Source organism: Psychroserpens mesophilus, assembly GCF_000826645.1.
Taxonomy (GTDB): Bacteria; Bacteroidota; Bacteroidia; order Flavobacteriales; family Flavobacteriaceae; genus Psychroserpens; species Psychroserpens mesophilus.
Map to the genome: position 1 here is coordinate 1 of NZ_JXJP01000022.1, position 17650 is coordinate 17650.

General features: G+C 33.0%; 17 protein-coding genes and 1 tRNA gene. 10 read left to right on the plus strand and 8 right to left on the minus strand.

The window, feature by feature from the left end; genetic code table 11:
• Positions 1 to 222: 222 nt before the first annotated feature.
• Complete coding sequence (locus TD18_RS14840) at positions 223 to 1317, minus strand: BT_3928 family protein (protein ID WP_040254185.1); 1095 nt, start codon at positions 1315 to 1317, stop codon at positions 223 to 225.
• A 54-nt stretch (positions 1318 to 1371) separates the two neighbouring features.
• Positions 1372 to 1911, minus strand: a complete 540-nt coding sequence (locus TD18_RS14845) for a DUF1599 domain-containing protein (protein WP_040254187.1) — start codon at positions 1909 to 1911, stop codon at positions 1372 to 1374.
• 130 nt (positions 1912 to 2041) lie between these two features.
• On the opposite strand from TD18_RS14845, the gene folP reads away from it, so the two are divergent.
• From folP to TD18_RS14870, 5 genes are read left to right on the plus strand one after another with little or no spacing between them, the layout of a single operon-like run.
• The gene (folP, locus tag TD18_RS14850) at positions 2042 to 2815 is read left to right on the plus strand and encodes a dihydropteroate synthase (RefSeq protein ID WP_052461210.1); all 774 of its coding nucleotides are present in this window, start codon (positions 2042 to 2044) and stop codon (positions 2813 to 2815) included.
• A gap of 20 nt (positions 2816 to 2835) precedes the next feature.
• Positions 2836 to 3525, plus strand: coding sequence for a hypothetical protein (locus TD18_RS16840; protein WP_052461209.1), 690 nt, complete (start codon positions 2836 to 2838; stop codon positions 3523 to 3525).
• Positions 3526 to 3560: 35 nt separating this feature from the next.
• Positions 3561 to 4343 carry a diadenylate cyclase CdaA gene (gene cdaA / locus TD18_RS14860; RefSeq protein ID WP_040254192.1) on the plus strand — a complete coding sequence of 261 codons (783 nt, stop codon included), beginning with the start codon at positions 3561 to 3563 and terminating at the stop codon, positions 4341 to 4343.
• Between the two features lies 1 nt (position 4344).
• Positions 4345 to 5142 (plus strand): DUF3667 domain-containing protein, encoded by a 798-nt coding sequence (locus tag TD18_RS14865; RefSeq protein ID WP_040254194.1) that lies wholly within the window; start codon positions 4345 to 4347, stop codon positions 5140 to 5142.
• Positions 5143 to 5154: 12 nt separating this feature from the next.
• Positions 5155 to 5964, plus strand: a complete 810-nt coding sequence (locus TD18_RS14870; RefSeq protein ID WP_040254196.1) for a DUF3667 domain-containing protein — start codon at positions 5155 to 5157, stop codon at positions 5962 to 5964.
• Here TD18_RS14870 and TD18_RS14875 read toward each other — a convergent pair.
• Together TD18_RS14875 and truA are read right to left on the minus strand one after the other, a co-directional pair.
• Complete coding sequence (locus tag TD18_RS14875; RefSeq protein ID WP_040254198.1) at positions 5961 to 7727, minus strand: ABC transporter ATP-binding protein; 1767 nt, start codon at positions 7725 to 7727, stop codon at positions 5961 to 5963. The two genes, TD18_RS14870 and TD18_RS14875, sit on opposite strands and share 4 nt — an antisense overlap.
• A complete protein-coding gene (gene truA, locus TD18_RS14880; protein WP_040254200.1) occupies positions 7728 to 8468 on the minus strand; it encodes a tRNA pseudouridine(38-40) synthase TruA in 741 nt (246 codons plus the stop codon). It abuts the gene before it with no gap.
• Between the two features lie 114 nt (positions 8469 to 8582).
• Here truA and TD18_RS14885 point away from each other — a divergent pair, with 114 nt between their 5' ends.
• Positions 8583 to 9080 (plus strand): metallophosphoesterase family protein, encoded by a 498-nt coding sequence (locus TD18_RS14885; protein WP_040254202.1) that lies wholly within the window; start codon positions 8583 to 8585, stop codon positions 9078 to 9080.
• Positions 9081 to 9145: 65 nt separating this feature from the next.
• Here TD18_RS14885 and TD18_RS14890 read toward each other — a convergent pair whose 3' ends face one another.
• Complete coding sequence (locus TD18_RS14890) at positions 9146 to 9556, minus strand: DUF4293 domain-containing protein (RefSeq protein ID WP_040254205.1); 411 nt, start codon at positions 9554 to 9556, stop codon at positions 9146 to 9148.
• Between the two features lie 224 nt (positions 9557 to 9780).
• On the opposite strand from TD18_RS14890, the gene rho reads away from it, so the two are divergent.
• Entirely contained in the window at positions 9781 to 11457 is a 1677-nt protein-coding gene (gene rho / locus TD18_RS14895) for a transcription termination factor Rho (protein ID WP_040254206.1), read from the plus strand.
• A gap of 136 nt (positions 11458 to 11593) precedes the next feature.
• Here rho and rpsT read toward each other — a convergent pair whose 3' ends face one another.
• From rpsT to proS, 3 genes are all read right to left on the minus strand, one after another.
• Complete coding sequence (gene rpsT, locus TD18_RS14900; RefSeq protein ID WP_040254207.1) at positions 11594 to 11848, minus strand: 30S ribosomal protein S20; 255 nt, start codon at positions 11846 to 11848, stop codon at positions 11594 to 11596.
• 25 nt (positions 11849 to 11873) lie between these two features.
• Positions 11874 to 11945 (minus strand) — tRNA-Glu (locus tag TD18_RS14905).
• A 145-nt stretch (positions 11946 to 12090) separates the two neighbouring features.
• Positions 12091 to 13569, minus strand: coding sequence for a proline--tRNA ligase (gene proS / locus TD18_RS14910; protein ID WP_040254209.1), 1479 nt, complete (start codon positions 13567 to 13569; stop codon positions 12091 to 12093).
• Between the two features lie 99 nt (positions 13570 to 13668).
• On the opposite strand from proS, the gene TD18_RS14915 reads away from it, so the two are divergent.
• The 3 genes from TD18_RS14915 (at position 13669) to TD18_RS14925 (ending at position 17440) form a co-directional block, all read left to right on the plus strand.
• Complete coding sequence (locus TD18_RS14915; protein WP_040254211.1) at positions 13669 to 14634, plus strand: hypothetical protein; 966 nt, start codon at positions 13669 to 13671, stop codon at positions 14632 to 14634.
• A gap of 259 nt (positions 14635 to 14893) precedes the next feature.
• Positions 14894 to 15886, plus strand: a complete 993-nt coding sequence (locus tag TD18_RS14920; protein ID WP_040254213.1) for a hypothetical protein — start codon at positions 14894 to 14896, stop codon at positions 15884 to 15886.
• 36 nt (positions 15887 to 15922) lie between these two features.
• Positions 15923 to 17440: an OmpP1/FadL family transporter gene (locus tag TD18_RS14925; protein WP_040254216.1), complete on the plus strand. Its 1518-nt coding sequence runs from the start codon at positions 15923 to 15925 to the stop codon at positions 17438 to 17440.
• Positions 17441 to 17650: the final 210 nt, after the last annotated feature.

Below are 17650 nucleotides of genomic sequence, written 5' to 3' on the forward strand. Positions count from 1 at the left end.
GTGTTTAGGTGTTTAGGTGAAAAATAAAAAAAGAACTTTCTAAAATCATGAGTATGTTTAAGTTTTAACAAAGCTATTGTTATGCTTAATGTATTAGTATTTTGTCATTCCGAGATTACGAGGAATCTTTATGGTTTTATGTAGATTCTTCATTTCGTTTCACTTCATTCTGAATGACAAATCAACGACTCCACAACTAAACGACTCAACGACTTACCAATACTAAAACTCTAAATCATCAATATCATTCCAATGCACTTTTTGCGTCACAGTTCCTTTTTCAAGCACTACAACTCCTGGATTAGCACGAACAATGGTTTTAAGTACTTTTTCATCGCATAGATAGAAGTCAACATCTAAATTATAAGCGCTTTGAATTTCCTTTTTCTTGTCTTCACCAGATGCTGTTAAGCCTATTACAGTGTATCCTTTTTTCTTAGCCTCATCAGTAATTGCTTTCAATTTAGCCATTCCATCTGCTTCAGCTTTATCTAAATTATAGGATACAATCATCACTAGTTTTTCGGTTTCTAGAAACTGCTGTGTTAGATCTTCATCTTCAGATTCTATTGAAAAATCCTGAATTTTAGGTACATCTCCTTCCTGAACTGTTTCCGTTTCTACACCAATAATTTTATCATAGGTTTTTGGTCCGCGACCACGATCTGTAAACACTTTTTCTTCACCATTTAAAGTGTAGGTCCAATGATAATCTATAATCGCATCTTTAGCATCTGCTGGTAATGTCATATTCTCCTGAAGATTATCACCAATTTTATAGGCTCTAAAATCGAAGGTTGGCAAATGCATCAATACGTGATATCCAAACCAAAGACAAACGATAAAACTCAGTAAAGCGCCAACCGTTAATCCGAATTTACTTAAAATAGGCTTTATATGTCTTTGACCAACGAACAGTATTAAAATTAAAACCAGCAATATCACGTCTTTACCAAAAGATTGCCAAGGCGTCAATTTTAGAAAATCACCAAAACAACCACAATCTTTTACCTTATCGAAATACGCCGCATAGAAGGTTAAAAACGTAAAGAATACAATCATTCCTAATAAACTCCAAACTGTAAATTTAGGTTTATAACCCAGTAATAAAAACACACCAAGTATGACTTCGAAAACAACAACAAATATTGAAATCCCAAGTGCAAAAGGTATTAAAAAAGGAATATCTAAAACATCATAACTAAAATATTCTTCCAGTTTATATGAAAATCCTAATGGATCATTGAGTTTGATAAATCCTGAGAAAATAAAAAGTGCTCCAATTAGGATTCTTGAGATGTTGACTAATGCTTTCATAAGTTATATTAAGACCTTTCGACCAAGCTCAAGGTGACATTTATTTTAAATTATTTATTCTTCATTGAGATGAATCATGGCAAAAACCGAATAATTAATCATATCCTGATAGTTTGCATCAATACCTTCACTTACAATGGTTTTTCCTGAATTATCTTCAATTTGTTTCACACGTAATAATTTCTGTAAGATTAAATCGGTTAAGCTACTCACTCGCATTTCTCTCCAGGCTTCACCATAATCATGATTCTTATCCATCATTAGTTGTTTCGTAATCGCAATTTTTTCATCGTAAAGACTTATGGCTTCATCAACAGACAAGTCAGGCTGTTCCACCACACCTTTCTCTAACTGAATTAAAGCCATTGTGCAATAGTTAATAATTCCGATAAACTCACTGATCTCGCCTTCGTCAACTTTTCGAACACTATTTTGTTGCAATCCTCTTATGCGTTGTGCTTTTATAAAAATCTGATCAGTTAACGATGGTAACCTTAAAATACGCCATGCACTTCCGTAATCTTTCATTTTATTGATAAAAAGACTTCTGCATTGCGCGATAACATCATCATATTGTTTTGAAGTATCTTGCATTTAAAACATTTAATTTTCCGTAAATTTCGCATAAATTAATCAGATTTAAAAACTTTAACCATACTATATAGTTTTGAATAAAACCATCAATTGTAAAGGCCAGTTAATTGACTTGAGTCAGCCGAAAGTAATGGGCATTTTGAATGTGACACCAGATTCATTTTATGATGGTGGACGCTTCAGAAATACCTCTTCTGTGATGCGTCAGGTTGATCAGATGTTAGAAGAAGGCGCTACGTTTATTGATGTTGGTGCTTATAGTTCAAAACCCAACGCAGATAATGTAAGTGAAACGGAAGAGTTACAACGAATTTTACCTGTAGTTGACCTTATTATTAAAAATTTCCCTGAGATTTTGCTATCCGTTGATACCTTTAGAAGTGAAGTTGCAAAACAATGTATAGATGCTGGAGCAAGTTTGATTAATGATATTTCGGCAGGACATTTAGATAAAAATATGCTCAAAACTGTTGCAAAACTGAAAGTACCTTATATCATGATGCACATGAGAGGAACGCCAAAAACCATGCAACAACAAACCCATTATAAGAACCTGGTTAAAGAGATTCTTTTTTATTTTTCTGAACGTATTGAAAAAGCCAGAGCTTTAGGAATTGTTGATTTGATAATTGATCCTGGCTTCGGATTTGCAAAAACCTTAGAACAAAATTATGAATTGCTGAACAAATTAGAACTTCTCCACATAACCGACTTGCCTCTTCTTGTTGGTATGTCTCGAAAATCTATGATATACAAAACACTTGATACTTCAGCAGAACATGCGCTTAATGGAACTACTGTTCTCAATACAATTGCTCTACAAAAAGGTGCTCATATTTTGAGAGTTCATGATGTTAAGGAAGCTGTAGAAAGTATTAAACTAACTAATATGTTGAGTTGTTGAGTTGTAAAAAAAAAATGAAAATGAAGTTTTATAAATTAATCTTTATACTAGTAATACTAGTTTCCTGCGGAAACGAGAAAACAGTGTTATTACCAGAAATAAAAAATGCCAAAATCACAGAAATTTTAGATGTTTCGCCTGCATATATCTTTTATAATGAAGTGCAACCTGATAGTGTGGAGCTCAACCGAAAAAACTTAATCGGAACAACAAACTGGTTATTTAATGTCGACAAACGTCTTACCTTAGAACAAGCCATTCCGAAGATCGTATTCCTACAAGATAAAAAGCGTAGTGCACAAATGCATAAAAATGAAAATGCAAAAAACTACTATACCTGCAACGATACCAGCATTCAAAATTTAGGATTTATAGAGTTTACTAATGTTCTATATAAACATAAGACGCTTAGCGATTATTTTAAGTTTAACAAACGTTCAGAAAAAATGAGTTTAGCTTTAAATGTCATTTCGGCAAATAATTATAGTCTGGAAACGTTGTACAAAGACGAATCAAACACTGAAGTGTACTCCAATATTGAAGATGCCCTTCAGAAAATTAAAGATGACTTTAAAACTGAACAAAACTTCAAACTTTATCTCTTGTTTTCGTCCAAATTAAGTTTTCAGGAATACATTACCAACAAATCTAAAATTCAAAACTTAGAAGATGAAGGCATTCCGATAGAAGACAACGAATTTATTTATTAAGCATAAATTATTACATTTACAGAAACACGCTAGCCTTGGATAAATTCAAATTTTGGGATTTTGGTATTATAGATTTTATCGACGTATTTCTCGTCGCTATCTTACTCTACTACATCTATAAGCTTGTCAAAGGTACTGTTGCCATTAATATATTTATTGGAATCATCATTATTTATGCCGTTTGGAAAGTCACTGACCTTATGGAGATGCAAATGCTTCATAATATTTTTGATGGTTTTATGAAGGTTGGAATTATTGCCTTAATCGTCGTATTTCAGCCTGAAATTAGGAAGTTCTTGCTTATGGTTGGCTCGACTAATTTGAGTGGTCGTGGCAAGTTATTCAGTAAGATGAAATTTCTTAAAAACGATATTGAAACTGAAACTAATGTCGATGCGATTGTTGCTGCTTGTCATAAAATGGGAAGCACTAAAACAGGTGCTTTGATTGTGTTAGAACGTAATAACAATCTGGATTTTCTGGTAAGTACTGGTGATGAAATGAATATTAAAGTTACGCAGCCTATCATAGAAAGTATTTTCTTTAAAAACAGTCCGTTGCACGATGGCGCAATCATCATAGATAACAATACGGTTAAAGCCACACGAGTGATTCTTCCTGTAAATAATGAAAAAAATATTCCGCAGCGTTTTGGATTAAGACATAGAGCTGCTGTAGGTATTACTGAAAAAACTGATGCCATTGCATTAGTGGTGAGTGAAGAAACCGGACAAATATCTTACATTAAAAATGGTGAATTTGTGATGTTTGAAAACGCGGATGAATTATTGAACCTCATAAAGAAAGATCTCGTGTAATATGAACTGTAAAAATTGTAATACTGCATTAAGCAAACTCATTAATTATTGTCCCTTATGTGGAGCTAAAATTGTTAAAAAGCGACTAACATTCAAAAATATTACAGCCGAGATAAACGAACAGTTTTTTAATATTGACAATAAGTTTCTAAAAACATTTCTTCATTTATTCTCCCAACCTGAAACCGTAATCAATGGGTTTATTGAAGGCACGCGTAAAAAGTACGTAAATGTTATTCAGTATTTTGCCATTTCGCTTACTCTGGTTGGTATTCAAGTTTTTTTAATGAACACGTTTTTCAAGGAAGCTATGGAGTTAGATCCAAACATGTTTAATCCTTTGGGAATTGATCCAGAATCGCAAAAAAACAATCCTTTTAATAGCCTTCAGTTCGAAGATTATAATAATTATCAAAGTGTCATTTATGTACTTAGTGTTCCATTTTCTGCAATATCTACGTGGTTAGCCTATTGGGTTGTAGGAGTAAGACACTATAATTTTACAGAACATTTAGTCATCAACCTCTATTACTCAGCTCAAGTAATAATTATAAATGCTTTTATTACAATTGTCCTTTTATGTTTTGATGTTGATTTTATGCTAATTTCTGTAATAACCAGTATTTTTATATTTGCCTACTTCTTTTATGTATTAAAACGTGTCTTTAAGACCTCGTTCTTAATTTCATTAGCTTATTTCCTTATTGTAATGGTTGGATATGGCTTTTTATTTATTGTTCTGATGATAGCACTTGGTATTTTGGCTTTTATTGTAATGTACATTCTTAAGAAATCATGAATAATTTAAATTATGAACTGTAAAAATTGTCATACTGAGCTTTCTGAACACAGCGAATTTTGCAATAATTGCGGTGGAAAAGTGATTAGAAATCGATTAACATTTCGCAATTTATTTGAACACATAAGTGAAACTTTTTTTAACTATGACAATAAACTTTTGCGAACATTAATTGATATGTTCAAACAACCAGAAGTTGTTATTGGTGGTTATATAAAAGGTGTAAGAAAACGTTATGTGAACCCTATAAGTTACTTTGGATTAGCAATAACCTTAACTGGGTTGTATCTTTTAATCTTAAATAAGTTTTTTCCTGAATCACTAGATTTTTCAAATTTTGCAGTTGAAGGTCAAGAAGAATTTCAACAAAAAAACATGAGCTTTATCCAAGAGTACATGTCCTTATTTATGATGCTGTACATACCAATTTACGCACTCATTGCTAGAGTTTCTTTTCTAGGATTAAAAAAATTCAATTACACGGAGTTGATTGTTGTTTTTCTGTATTGGCAATCTCAAGTATCTATAATTTCTGCCGCAGTCATTATAATAGCAGCCATGTTTGGCGTCGCAAATGGTCTTGTTAGCATGATATTTCTACCATTAATGGTACTTTATGCTGCTTATATTTTAAAACGACTATATAAGCTTACTTTTGGTGAGATTGTAGTTAGAACGCTTCTATTTATAGCCATATTGGGAATAGTTATGGTAATCGCTACTATAATTGTTGTTGTTATTATGCTTATGACTGGTGATATGCAAGAAATGATTGAAGCACAACGAGCCGCCATGGATGCTGCAAAACAAGCAAAAGGTTAAACTGCTTCAGCCTTTAAAAATTGAACTTCATAAAGATTTCTGTAATACCCATCTTCTTTTTTAAGAAGCTCGTCATGTGTCCCTTTTTCTACAATACGACCATCATCCATCACAATAATCTGATCGGCTTTTTGAACCGTCGCCAAACGATGTGCGATGACTATTGAAGTTCTGTCTTTAGTAATTTTATCAGTAGCATCTTGTATTAACTGTTCAGAATATGAATCGACAGAAGAGGTTGCTTCATCCAATACCAAAATACTAGGATTGGTCACATAAGCTCGCAAAAAAGAAATCAATTGACGTTGACCTGAAGACAACATTACACCACGTTCCTTGACGTTATAGTGGTAACCATTTGGTAAACTTGTAATGAAATCATGAATTCCAATATCCTTTGCAGCTTGCTCAACTTGAGCTTCTGTGATATTCGGATTTTTGAGTGTGATATTGTTAAAAATCGTGTCTGCAAACAGAAAAACATCTTGTAATACAATAGCAATTTGAGCACGCAGCGACTTCAAAGTCAAACTTTTAATATCTACGCCATCAATACTAATCGTTCCTTGCTGAATGTCGTAAAAACGATTCAATAAATTAATAATTGTAGATTTTCCTGCTCCTGTTGCACCAACAATAGCAATCGTTTCTCCTGATTTAACTTCTAATGAGATTCCTTTCAGGACTTCTTCATCTTCAACATATGAAAAATGAACATTCTTAAAAGTTATGTCTCCTTTAAATTCGGAGGCAACTGTAGTTCCAGTATCGTCTATTTGAGACGTGGTATCTAACACCTTAAACACACGATCTGCTGCTACCATTCCCATTTGAAGTGTATTAAATTTGTTAGCTATTTGGTTTAATGGTCTGAATAACATCGGGACAAACATGATAAATGCAAACAAATCGCCTTCAGTCGCTGTACCCTTCATTACAACTCCGATACCTCCAACCCAAATAATAGTCCCTAAGGTAATTGAAGATAAAAGTTCAGCAATTGGAAAAAACACGGAATTGTACCATACTGTTTTTAACCAGCCTTTTTTATGACGTTCATTGATAGCTTTAAATTTCTTGTATTCGGTAGCTTCTCGCGTAAATAGCTGAAGAATTTTCATTCCTGTAACACGTTCCTGCACAAATGAATTTAAGTTGGATACCTCAGTTCGAACTTCTTCGAAAGCGCGTTTCATATATTTTTGAAAAATTTTAGTGGCAAATAAAACGATTGGTAAGGTCACAAAAGCAATAAGGCTCAGCTTCCAATTCATATAAAACATCATTCCACCAACAACCAACATTTTCAATACATCACTAAAAATCATGAAAAGTCCGTCTCCAAATATATCAGCAATCCGTTCCATATCTGTAACCGTTCTGGTTATGAGAACTCCAACCGAAGATTTGTCATAATATTTCATTTTAAACCTTAGTACATGTTGGTAAAGCTTCACTCTAATATCTTTAACGACTGACTGGCCTAACCAACTGGCATAGTAGATAAATAATAACTGACTCACAACTTCAAGTATCAACAAAACCAGCATTGCAATAATGAAAAACATAAAGCCATCATATTGTTTTAAAGCGACATGTTGATCGATGGCTTGCTGCAAAACATAAGGCCTCAAAGCACCAAAACCAGCAAGACCAACTACACAAACCAATGATATTATAAACACAAGTTTATATGGTCTGATATAGTGTAGTAAGCGCTTAAAAAGCGATACATCGAAAACTTTTTTCTTTTCGTTAACCATTTAATTTGTTATCGTATTTGGGTATTCAATTTTTATTAAATACAATCCATGAGCTGGCACTGAAAAACCTGCTTCACTTCTATTTTTTGATTTTATAACATCATGCAAATCTTCAACTTTCATTTTTCCTGAACCAATATTAATCATCGTGCCAACAATAGCACGTACCATATTTCTTAAAAACCGATCAGCCTGAATGGTGAACACCAACTCATTTTCTTTATATGCCCATTGTGCAAACATAATCTTACAATAATACGTTTTAACGTCTGTATGAACTTTAGAAAAGCATTGAAAATCTTTATAGGTCAATAGAATCTCACAAGCCCTATTCATAGCCTCAATATCTAATGGATGATATAATGCATATGCCAAATTAGAGTTAAATACATTTTTGTTTTGCGAAATCTTATAAATATACGTTCTGCTTAATGCATCAAATCGTGCATGTGATTCATCATTAACCTGAAAAACAGAATGAATTGCAATGTCGTCTGGCAAAAATGAATTCAGCTTAAAAACCAAATTATCATCAATGAACTCATCAAAATCAAAATGAGCAAACATTTGAGATGCATGTACACCAGTATCTGTTCGGCCTGCACCCATTACAGAAATTTTAGATTGTAATACAGTTGAAAGTGCATGCTCTAATACTTCCTGAACTGTAATAGCATTTGGTTGAATTTGCCAGCCATGATAAGATTTTCCGTTATATGATAATTCGATAAAATATCTCAAGTAAACTCGTATTTTTGTAAAAGAACAAAGATAATTTATTCCTGTTAAGGCTATCTCGAAATTTCGGTATTATTAACAAAATTAAAAGAATCTTCTTTTAGACGGAACCTATTTATGACCAAAATCCTTTTACTTTCAGATACACACAGCTATATCGATGATGATATATTGAAATATGTTAAACAGGCAGATGAAGTGTGGCATGCTGGAGATATTGGTGATTTAAGCGTGACTGATGCTATTAAAAAGCTAAAACCCTTACGTGCCGTTTATGGAAATATAGATAATGCTAAAATAAGGGTTGAGTTTCCTGAAAACAATCGCTTTAAATGTGAAGATGTAGATGTTTGGATAACTCATATTGGAGGTTATCCTCCAAAATACAACGTAAGAACTAGAGATCTTATTAAAACAAATCCTCCAAAAATTTTTATTTGCGGTCATTCACATATCTTAAAAGTCATGCCAGACAAACGATATAATTTACTACACATGAATCCAGGAGCTGTTGGCAAACATGGATTTCACAAGGTACGGACGATGCTCAGATTTACAATAAATGGTAAATCCATTGACAATTTAGAAGTCATAGAATTTCCGAAACGTTATTAAAATAATAAAAAAACCCAAGGTCTTCACCTTGGGTTTACGCACTAAAATAATTAAGATAATAGGGTTTATCGTAATCGATCGACAGATTTCACAAGATCTTCATCCTTTTTTATGGCTTTATTGGCTAAAACCAATAACACGATAGACAAAATAGGTATGAATATCCCAACACCTTTCTCTGAAATTTGACTTTCTCCAGGTGGTATTAGCAATTGATATACAAAAAATCCTAATAAAATAAAATTTAATATGATATTCAGTCGTCCCAAAACAAATTGAAACTTCCTGTTTTTATAGTTAAAAATTGCAATTAAAGATAGTAAAGCAGATCCTAAAAACAAACCTAAATATAAGTATTCATCCTTAGCAAAGACAGGAACATCTTCTGTATTAGTCCATAAATGAAAAACAAAAATTAAGCCAGCTGAAACTATAGCCGACAACAAAAGGTAAATGGATTGAATACGTTGAATCATTTATTACTTTCAATAATGAGGCACAAAATTAATAGTTTCTTTTTAAAAGATGCATTAAATTTTAAAAATAAAATTGTATTATTGCATTAATAATATGTTACACAACAGTGCGACAGCTTATTAAATCTTCAGATTTTTTTCAAATTTTTCCCACTAATTACATTTTTTCAGAAAAGTAAGGATTAAATCAATTTCAGTTTATAAAATTTAATTACAAAATATACATGTTCGAAATTTCCGAATTAAAAGCAAAAAAGCTTCCTGAGCTTCAGGATATAGCGCAGAAACTAAATGTTCCAAAGTACCGCAGTTTAAAAAAATTAGATCTTGTTTATCAAATACTCGATTTTCAAGCAGCAAATCCTGATGTGGTAAAAAAAGAAGTGATAAAAGACACTCCCAAGGAGGAACAAAATAAACCAGCACAACAAAAAAAACCAGCGCAAGAAAGAAAACCTAGAGCTCGTGTTGAGAAGAAACCTGAACAGAAGTCTTCTCAACAAAAAATGGAATTAGATGATAAAAAAGATGTACAACCATCTAAGTCTAATTCTAATGATAAAAAAGATAACAGAAATACTCAAAAGAATAATCAGAATAACGATAATCGTTCTAAAACCTCTAATGATTCTAAGTCAAATCCTCGCCAAAAGGATGATAACAAACCTAATCCTCGTCAAAAAAATAACGAGAATAGATCGACGCCTCGTCAAAAAGATGGCAATGTTCACAAAAATAATGGTAACAAAGACAATCGTAACCGTTACAGAGAACCAGATTTTGAATTTGATGCCATTATAGAAAGTGAAGGTGTTTTAGATATTATGCAGGATGGTTACGGCTTTTTACGTTCGTCAGATTACAATTATTTGTCATCTCCAGATGATATTTATGTGTCTCAATCTCAAATTCGTTTATTTGGGTTAAAAACTGGCGATACTGTTCTTGGTCATGTAAGACCACCTAAAGAAGGCGAAAAATATTTTCCTTTAATCAAAGTAAGTAAAATTAACGGTCAAAAACCTGAAGTGGTTAGAGATCGTGTGTCTTTTGAGCATTTAACACCTTTATTTCCTCAGGAAAAATTCAACATTGCGGAAAAGCAAAGTACAATTTCTACTCGTATTATGGACTTATTCTCTCCTATTGGAAAAGGACAACGTGGTATGATTGTATCACAACCTAAAACAGGTAAGACCATGCTTTTAAAAGATGTTGCAAATGCAATTGCTGCAAACCATCCTGAAGTATATCAAATGATATTATTAATTGACGAACGTCCAGAAGAGGTTACAGACATGCAACGTAATGTACGTGGTGAGGTTATTGCTTCCACGTTTGATAAGGAAGCACACGAGCACGTTAAAATTGCGAATATCGTATTAGAAAAAGCTAAGCGATTAGTTGAATGTGGTCATGATGTGGTTATTTTACTTGATTCTATTACGCGACTGGCAAGAGCTTATAATACTGTTCAACCAGCTTCTGGTAAAATTTTGAGTGGTGGTGTCGATGCCAATGCATTACACAAACCTAAACGTTTCTTCGGTGCTGCTCGTAATATTGAAAATGGAGGGTCGTTAACAATTATAGCAACTGCACTTACCGAAACTGGTTCTAAAATGGATGAAGTTATTTTTGAAGAATTCAAAGGAACTGGTAATATGGAATTACAATTAGATCGTAAGATTTCTAATCGTAGAATCTTCCCTGCTATTGATTTAACCTCTTCAAGTACTCGTCGTGATGATTTACTCTTAGATGACACAACGATTCAAAGAATGTGGGTGATGCGAAAGTATTTAGCAGACATGAACCCTGTTGAAGCAATGGAATTTATTAACGATCGATTCAAACAAACAAGAAATAATGAAGAGTTTTTAGTATCCATGAATGGGTAAATTATAAAAACCTATAAATATGGAAAGCCTTGAATAATTAATTCAAGGCTTTTTTTTGCACCAATAAAGTTCAAATATCTAAATAAAAAAAAGCCTCTCAATTGAGAAGCTTTAGTAATATGTTTTATTGTAATTCTTACTTTAACGTAGCGACATGCTTCATTAAGTTAGATTTTAAGTTACCTGCTTTGTTATTGTGAACAATATTCTTCTTAGCTAGTTTGTCAATCATAGATATAACAGTAGGTAAAAATGCCTCTGCATCTTTAGCTTTTTCCATTTCACGTAACTTTTTGATAGCATTACGAGTTGTTTTGTGCTGATATCTGTTAGTTAAACGCTTTGTTTCGTTACTTCTAATTCTCTTTAAAGCTGACTTATGATTTGCCATTGTATTTTTTTCTTATTAAAAATTGTAGCCCGTAGGGGAATCGAACCCCTCTTACCAGGATGAAAACCTGGCGTCCTAGCCGATAGACGAACGGGCCATTTGATTTAAATTCAATTGTAAGATTATGTTTTTTTTACTGATAAACTTACATTTCAAATGAACGTGCAATTATTCATTGCGGATGCAAAAATACAACTATTTTTAAATGTTGCAACACCTTGGCGAACTTTTTTAAAAAAAAATTAATATGCCTTTGCAAATAGGACTCTTCGACTTGAAGGTTTTCCAGTAAAGACACACTTTCCTTCTTCATTTTTCGCATCTGAAGGAATACATCTTATGGTTGCTTTTGTTAATTCTTTTATCTTAAGTTCAGTTTCTGTGGTACCATCCCAGTGCGCAGATATAAAGCCAGTTTTAGAAACTAATACTTTTTTAAATGTTTCAAAATCATCAACTTCAGTAATATGAGAATCTCTAAAAGTCAATGCCTTAGTAAATAGTTCTTCTTGAATTCTTTTCAATAAACCATCTATTTTAGCAATTAAATCAGACATCACCACAATTTCTTTTGTTAAGGTATCTCGTCTGGCTAATTCAACAGTTCCATTTTCTAAATCTTTAGGACCAATAGCAATTCTCAATGGCACTCCTTGTAACTCATGCTGAGCAAACTTAGCACCAGGTCGATGAGTCGTTCTACCATCAAGTTTACAACTAATCCCCTTAGCCTTTAAATCTTGAATTATAGAATTAGCCTTTTTAGTAATAATCTCAAATTGCTCGTCTGTTTTATATATTGGAACAATGACCACTTGTGAAGGCGCTAAATTAGGTGGTAAAACCAATCCTTTATCATCACTATGTGTCATTATCAATGCTCCCATTAATCGTGTGGAAACACCCCATGACGTTGCCCAAACATATTCAAGCTTACCTTCATTATTTGTAAACTTAACATCAAACGCTTTGGCAAAATTTTGACCTAAAAAATGAGATGTACCAGCCTGAAGTGCTTTACCATCCTGCATTAAAGCTTCGATACAAAAGGTTTCAATAGCTCCTGCAAAACGTTCGCTTTCAGTCTTAACGCCTTTAATAACTGGAATAGCCATAAAGTTTTCAGCAAACTCAGAATAGACATTATTCATTAATTCAGCTTCAGCTAAAGCTTCTTTTTTAGTAGCATGTGCTGTATGACCTTCTTGCCATAAAAATTCAGCTGTCCGTAAAAATAAACGGGTCCTCATTTCCCATCGCACAACATTTGCCCACTGATTAATCAATATAGGCAAATCTCTGTAACTTTCAATCCAACCTTTATATGTACTCCAAATTATCGCTTCGCTCGTTGGTCTAACAACAAGTTCTTCTTCTAATTTAGCTTCAGGATCTACTCTTAATTTTCCTTCATTATCAGGATCATTTTGAAGCCTATAATGAGTAACTACAGCACATTCTTTTGCAAATCCTTCAGCGTTTTTCTCTTCCGCCTCAAACAGACTCTTTGGCACAAAAAGAGGAAAATACGCATTTTGATGACCGGTTTCTTTAAACATTCGATCTAGTTCAGCTTGCATCTTTTCCCATATTGCATAACCATATGGTTTAATAACCATACAGCCGCGTACAGCCGAATTTTCTGCTAAATCAGCCTTTACAACCAATTCATTATACCATTTAGAATAGTCTTCTGCTCTACTTGTAAGATTTTTACTCATTTTTAATTTTTTGGCACAAAAGTTGTGCGTATTTAGTAAGAAGTTCGTTTAGCAAAATTAACTAATTTTTATATTGTTTAACAATAAAAAACAAAGGATATGGAATTAAAAAACTACTTAAAAAGAAAACCTGAATTTTTTATTGTGATTAGTCTTAGTCTTATGTTGTCATCTTGCAGTACATCGAAAGATTTCAATTCAAATAATGCCCCTACAGTTGCAGCACAAAAAACGGACTATCGAGACTATTTTGATGAAAAAGTAAAAGATTATGAAACCTCAATACATGATGATAATTTATACTTTACTGATTTAAACACTTACAGATCTAATTATTTTACAGGAAAATCACTTTTTGGAAACTACCAGTATATAGGAATTGGAAACAGATTTAATAATGTTACAATCGACAATTATGGTATTAATATCTATTCTCCATTATCTCGATTAAGCATTGCTAGATCTAATTGGGCATGGACAAGCAATCAACTTGAATCCTGGGGATGGATAAACAAAGGATGGAACACGCCTTGGCATCAAAATGGATGGAGATCAATAAGCAATTCTTGGAATGGACCAATCTGGAATTATTGGGGATGGGATGGAGAACCAGAAAATAGCCTAATAAATGGCAACAATTCTTGGGCGAGAGGATTACATTTTAATAAAACACTTGGAAAAAGGCAATCCGTTTATAATTATATCGCATTTAACAATAGGCCTTCTACTAATAATCATGCTAAAACCTCAGTTATTACGAATAATACCAAGATTAACGCGATAAGATATGCTTCACTCACAAAGCGTACTACTAGTGAAAAACCAAGATCTAGACCTAGAACTGTTATAAAAACTAATACTTCTATACGATCAAACTCCTATGTAAGCTCAAATAACTCTACAACTAAATCAGACTCAAAAAACAATTCAAGATCAACAATAAGACGACCAAACAAAAATAATTCCAACTCAAATAGTTCAACTGTAAGAACTACAAGCAATGGAATTAATTCCATTTCAAATTCAAATACCATTGGTATTAATGTTAAATCTATGAGAAATTAATATTTACTATTTAACTAATATATTTTCTTAAAAGCTTAGATATAATCTATATCTGAGCTTTTTTATTTAACGGTAACTATTGAATTTTCAGAGAATCTAACTTTTAAACACCATCTCCAGATCAGTCTAAAGAATTACATTTCTAAGATTTCCAAACAAATAGCTGATTTTGGCATAAAAATTGTGATTATGTTAAATAAAAAAATAGTTCATGAAAACTAGCTATTTTTGTAATGTTCAACAATAAAAATTTATAAACATGCAATTCAACAACTACATAAAAACGAAATTGCCATTTTTTGTTGCACTTAGCTTTACATTTGTTTTAGCTTCTTGTGGATCATACCAATATGTTGGCTATGACAATGATGGTATTTATCAGGAAAGACAAGTCGTCTATGAAGAAGCTAATAATGTTGAAACGGAAACTCCAGTATCACAAACAGAAAGTAATAGTTATTACAAAAATTACTTTAACGAAAAAGCAAATCAATACAGTAGTATTCCAGACGATGAAAGAATAATATTTACTGACATTGATTCTTATGAAGGTGATTATTCGGATGAATATCAAGATGAAGGTGTCCAGACTGGATACGCAGGCTGGGGACAAGCAAGTAACAACATTACAGTAAATTATATAGATTATGGTTGGGGATTCAATGATCCTTGGTTATGGAATGGTGCTTGGGGATGGCGTTATGGTTGGAATAGTTGGGGCTGGAATAATTGGGGTTGGAATGCAGGCTTTGGTACTTTTGGATGGGGATGGAATAACTGGGGCTGGAATGCTGGATGGGGTTGGAATGCCGGATGGGGAAACAATTTTTGGTGCCCACCAGGTTTTCATGGATATTACTACAATAATCGTGGCTTGGCATACAATTCAGGACGACGTGGCTCTAATCTAGTGTATGGTAACAGAAACACTGTGACAAGAAGGAATACTTCAAATTTATCAAGACGAAGTTCAGCTATTAGAAGGAATAGTAATGCAACAAGAACTACTACAAGACGAAATAATAATTCAACTGTTAGAAGAAACAGCACAAGAACTAGAACTAATACTACAAGACGAAACAGCAACGTAACTAGACCTCGTTCTAACAGCACACGGTCAAGTACTAGAATGTCGACTTCTCCAAGAAGAAGTAGTAGTTCATCTTCAGTAAGAAGTTCAAGAAGTTCAACTAGATCATCAGGAACTACCAGATCATCAAGTAGTAGAGGTTCATCTGGTCGTCGCAGATAATAGAAATTTAATTCTCAACAATTAAAAAAACTTAATATGAAAAAGTTAACTATACTAATGATAGGTGTCTTGTCTATGTCTAATCTTATCGCTCAAGACATTACAGATGCGCTTCGATACTCGCAAGACGATATACAAGGTAGTGCGCGTTTTAGAGCTTTAAGTGGCGCCTTTGGTGCGCTAGGTGGCGACATGTCTGCTGTTAACCTGAACCCTGCGGGATCAGCTATTTTCAACAGAAGTCATGCTTCAATATCGCTCTCTATGCTAAATATTGATAATGACATAGCCTATTTCAATAATAGAACCTCTGTATCAGATTCAAAAATTGACCTACATCAAGCAGGAGGCGTATTTGTTTTTGCCAATACTGATGACAGTTCTCCATGGAAAAAATTTGTAATCAGTTTAGCTTACGACAAGACTGCTAACCACAGTAATCAATGGTATGCCAACGGAAGTAACACCAATTCTATTGACAACTATTTTTTAGCATATGCACAAGGACTAAGACTTGATGAAATTTCTAGATTTTCAGATGAGACAATTTCTCAGGCTTATGGTGAGATTGGGTCTATTTATGGTTTTGGCAATCAACAAGCTTTCTTAGGTTACGAGTCTTTTATTTTAGAACCTGTGAATGACACAGATAGTAATACCTCCTATTTTTCTAATATTGCTGAAGGCAGATTTAATCAACAATACGATTATATTGCGCGAGGTTATAATGGTAAGGTAAGTTTCAATGCTGCTGCTGAATATGAAGACAGACTATATTTAGGTGTGAACTTAAATGCTCATTTTATAAATTATGATAGATATACTTCCCTAAGAGAAACCAATTCAAATCCTGGTTCTCTAGTTACTAGTGTAGATTTTGAAAACAATTTGTTAACCGTTGGTAATGGGTTTTCTTTTCAATTGGGAGCAATCTTTAAGCTAACTCAAGAACTACGAGCTGGTTTTACTTACAATTCACCAACATGGTTTAGAATTGTTGAAGAAACTACTCAAAGTGTTTCAACTTTTGTAGATGACGTAGATGGAAGTTTTATTTCTGATGTCAACCCAAATATCATAAATATTTTTCCTGAATATAGATTGAGGTCTCCTGGTAAAATCACTGGAAGTCTGGCTTATGTTTTTGGTGACAAAGGTCTATTAAGTTTTGATTACTCGAGAAGAGATTATTCAAATATGGAGTTTAGACCTGAAAATGATTCATATTTCATTTCTCAAAATCAACTTATTAGCAATGTATTTAAAGCTGCCAATACCTATAGATTTGGAGGTGAATACAAATACAAACAATTTAGTTTCAGAGGTGGTTATCGTTTTGAAGAAAGTCCTTATTTGGATGAATCATTCGTTGGAAATCTTACAGGCTATTCTCTGGGTTTAGGTTATAATTTTGGAAACACTAGATTAGATTTAACGTTCGATCAGGCTGAAAGAACAGTTAATAATCCACTTTACTCTGTTGGCCTAACTGATGCAGCAACGGTAGATGCTATTAATTCAAATGTTACGCTTTCAGTAGCCTTTAATCTATAAGTTAGTTTAACTGTATAAAGTAAAAAAAACAATGCTAGATTTTCATCTAGCATTGTTTTTTTATCACATCTTTACAGCCTAGAATTACTTTTTCAAGCGTTAATAAACTGGTTATTTATGAGTGACAAAAGGCTTTATGAAATCATAAAGCCTTTTGTTGTTTTGAATTAAGCATTTATCTTTTCAGGGTGAAATGGGCTTTAAATTCTT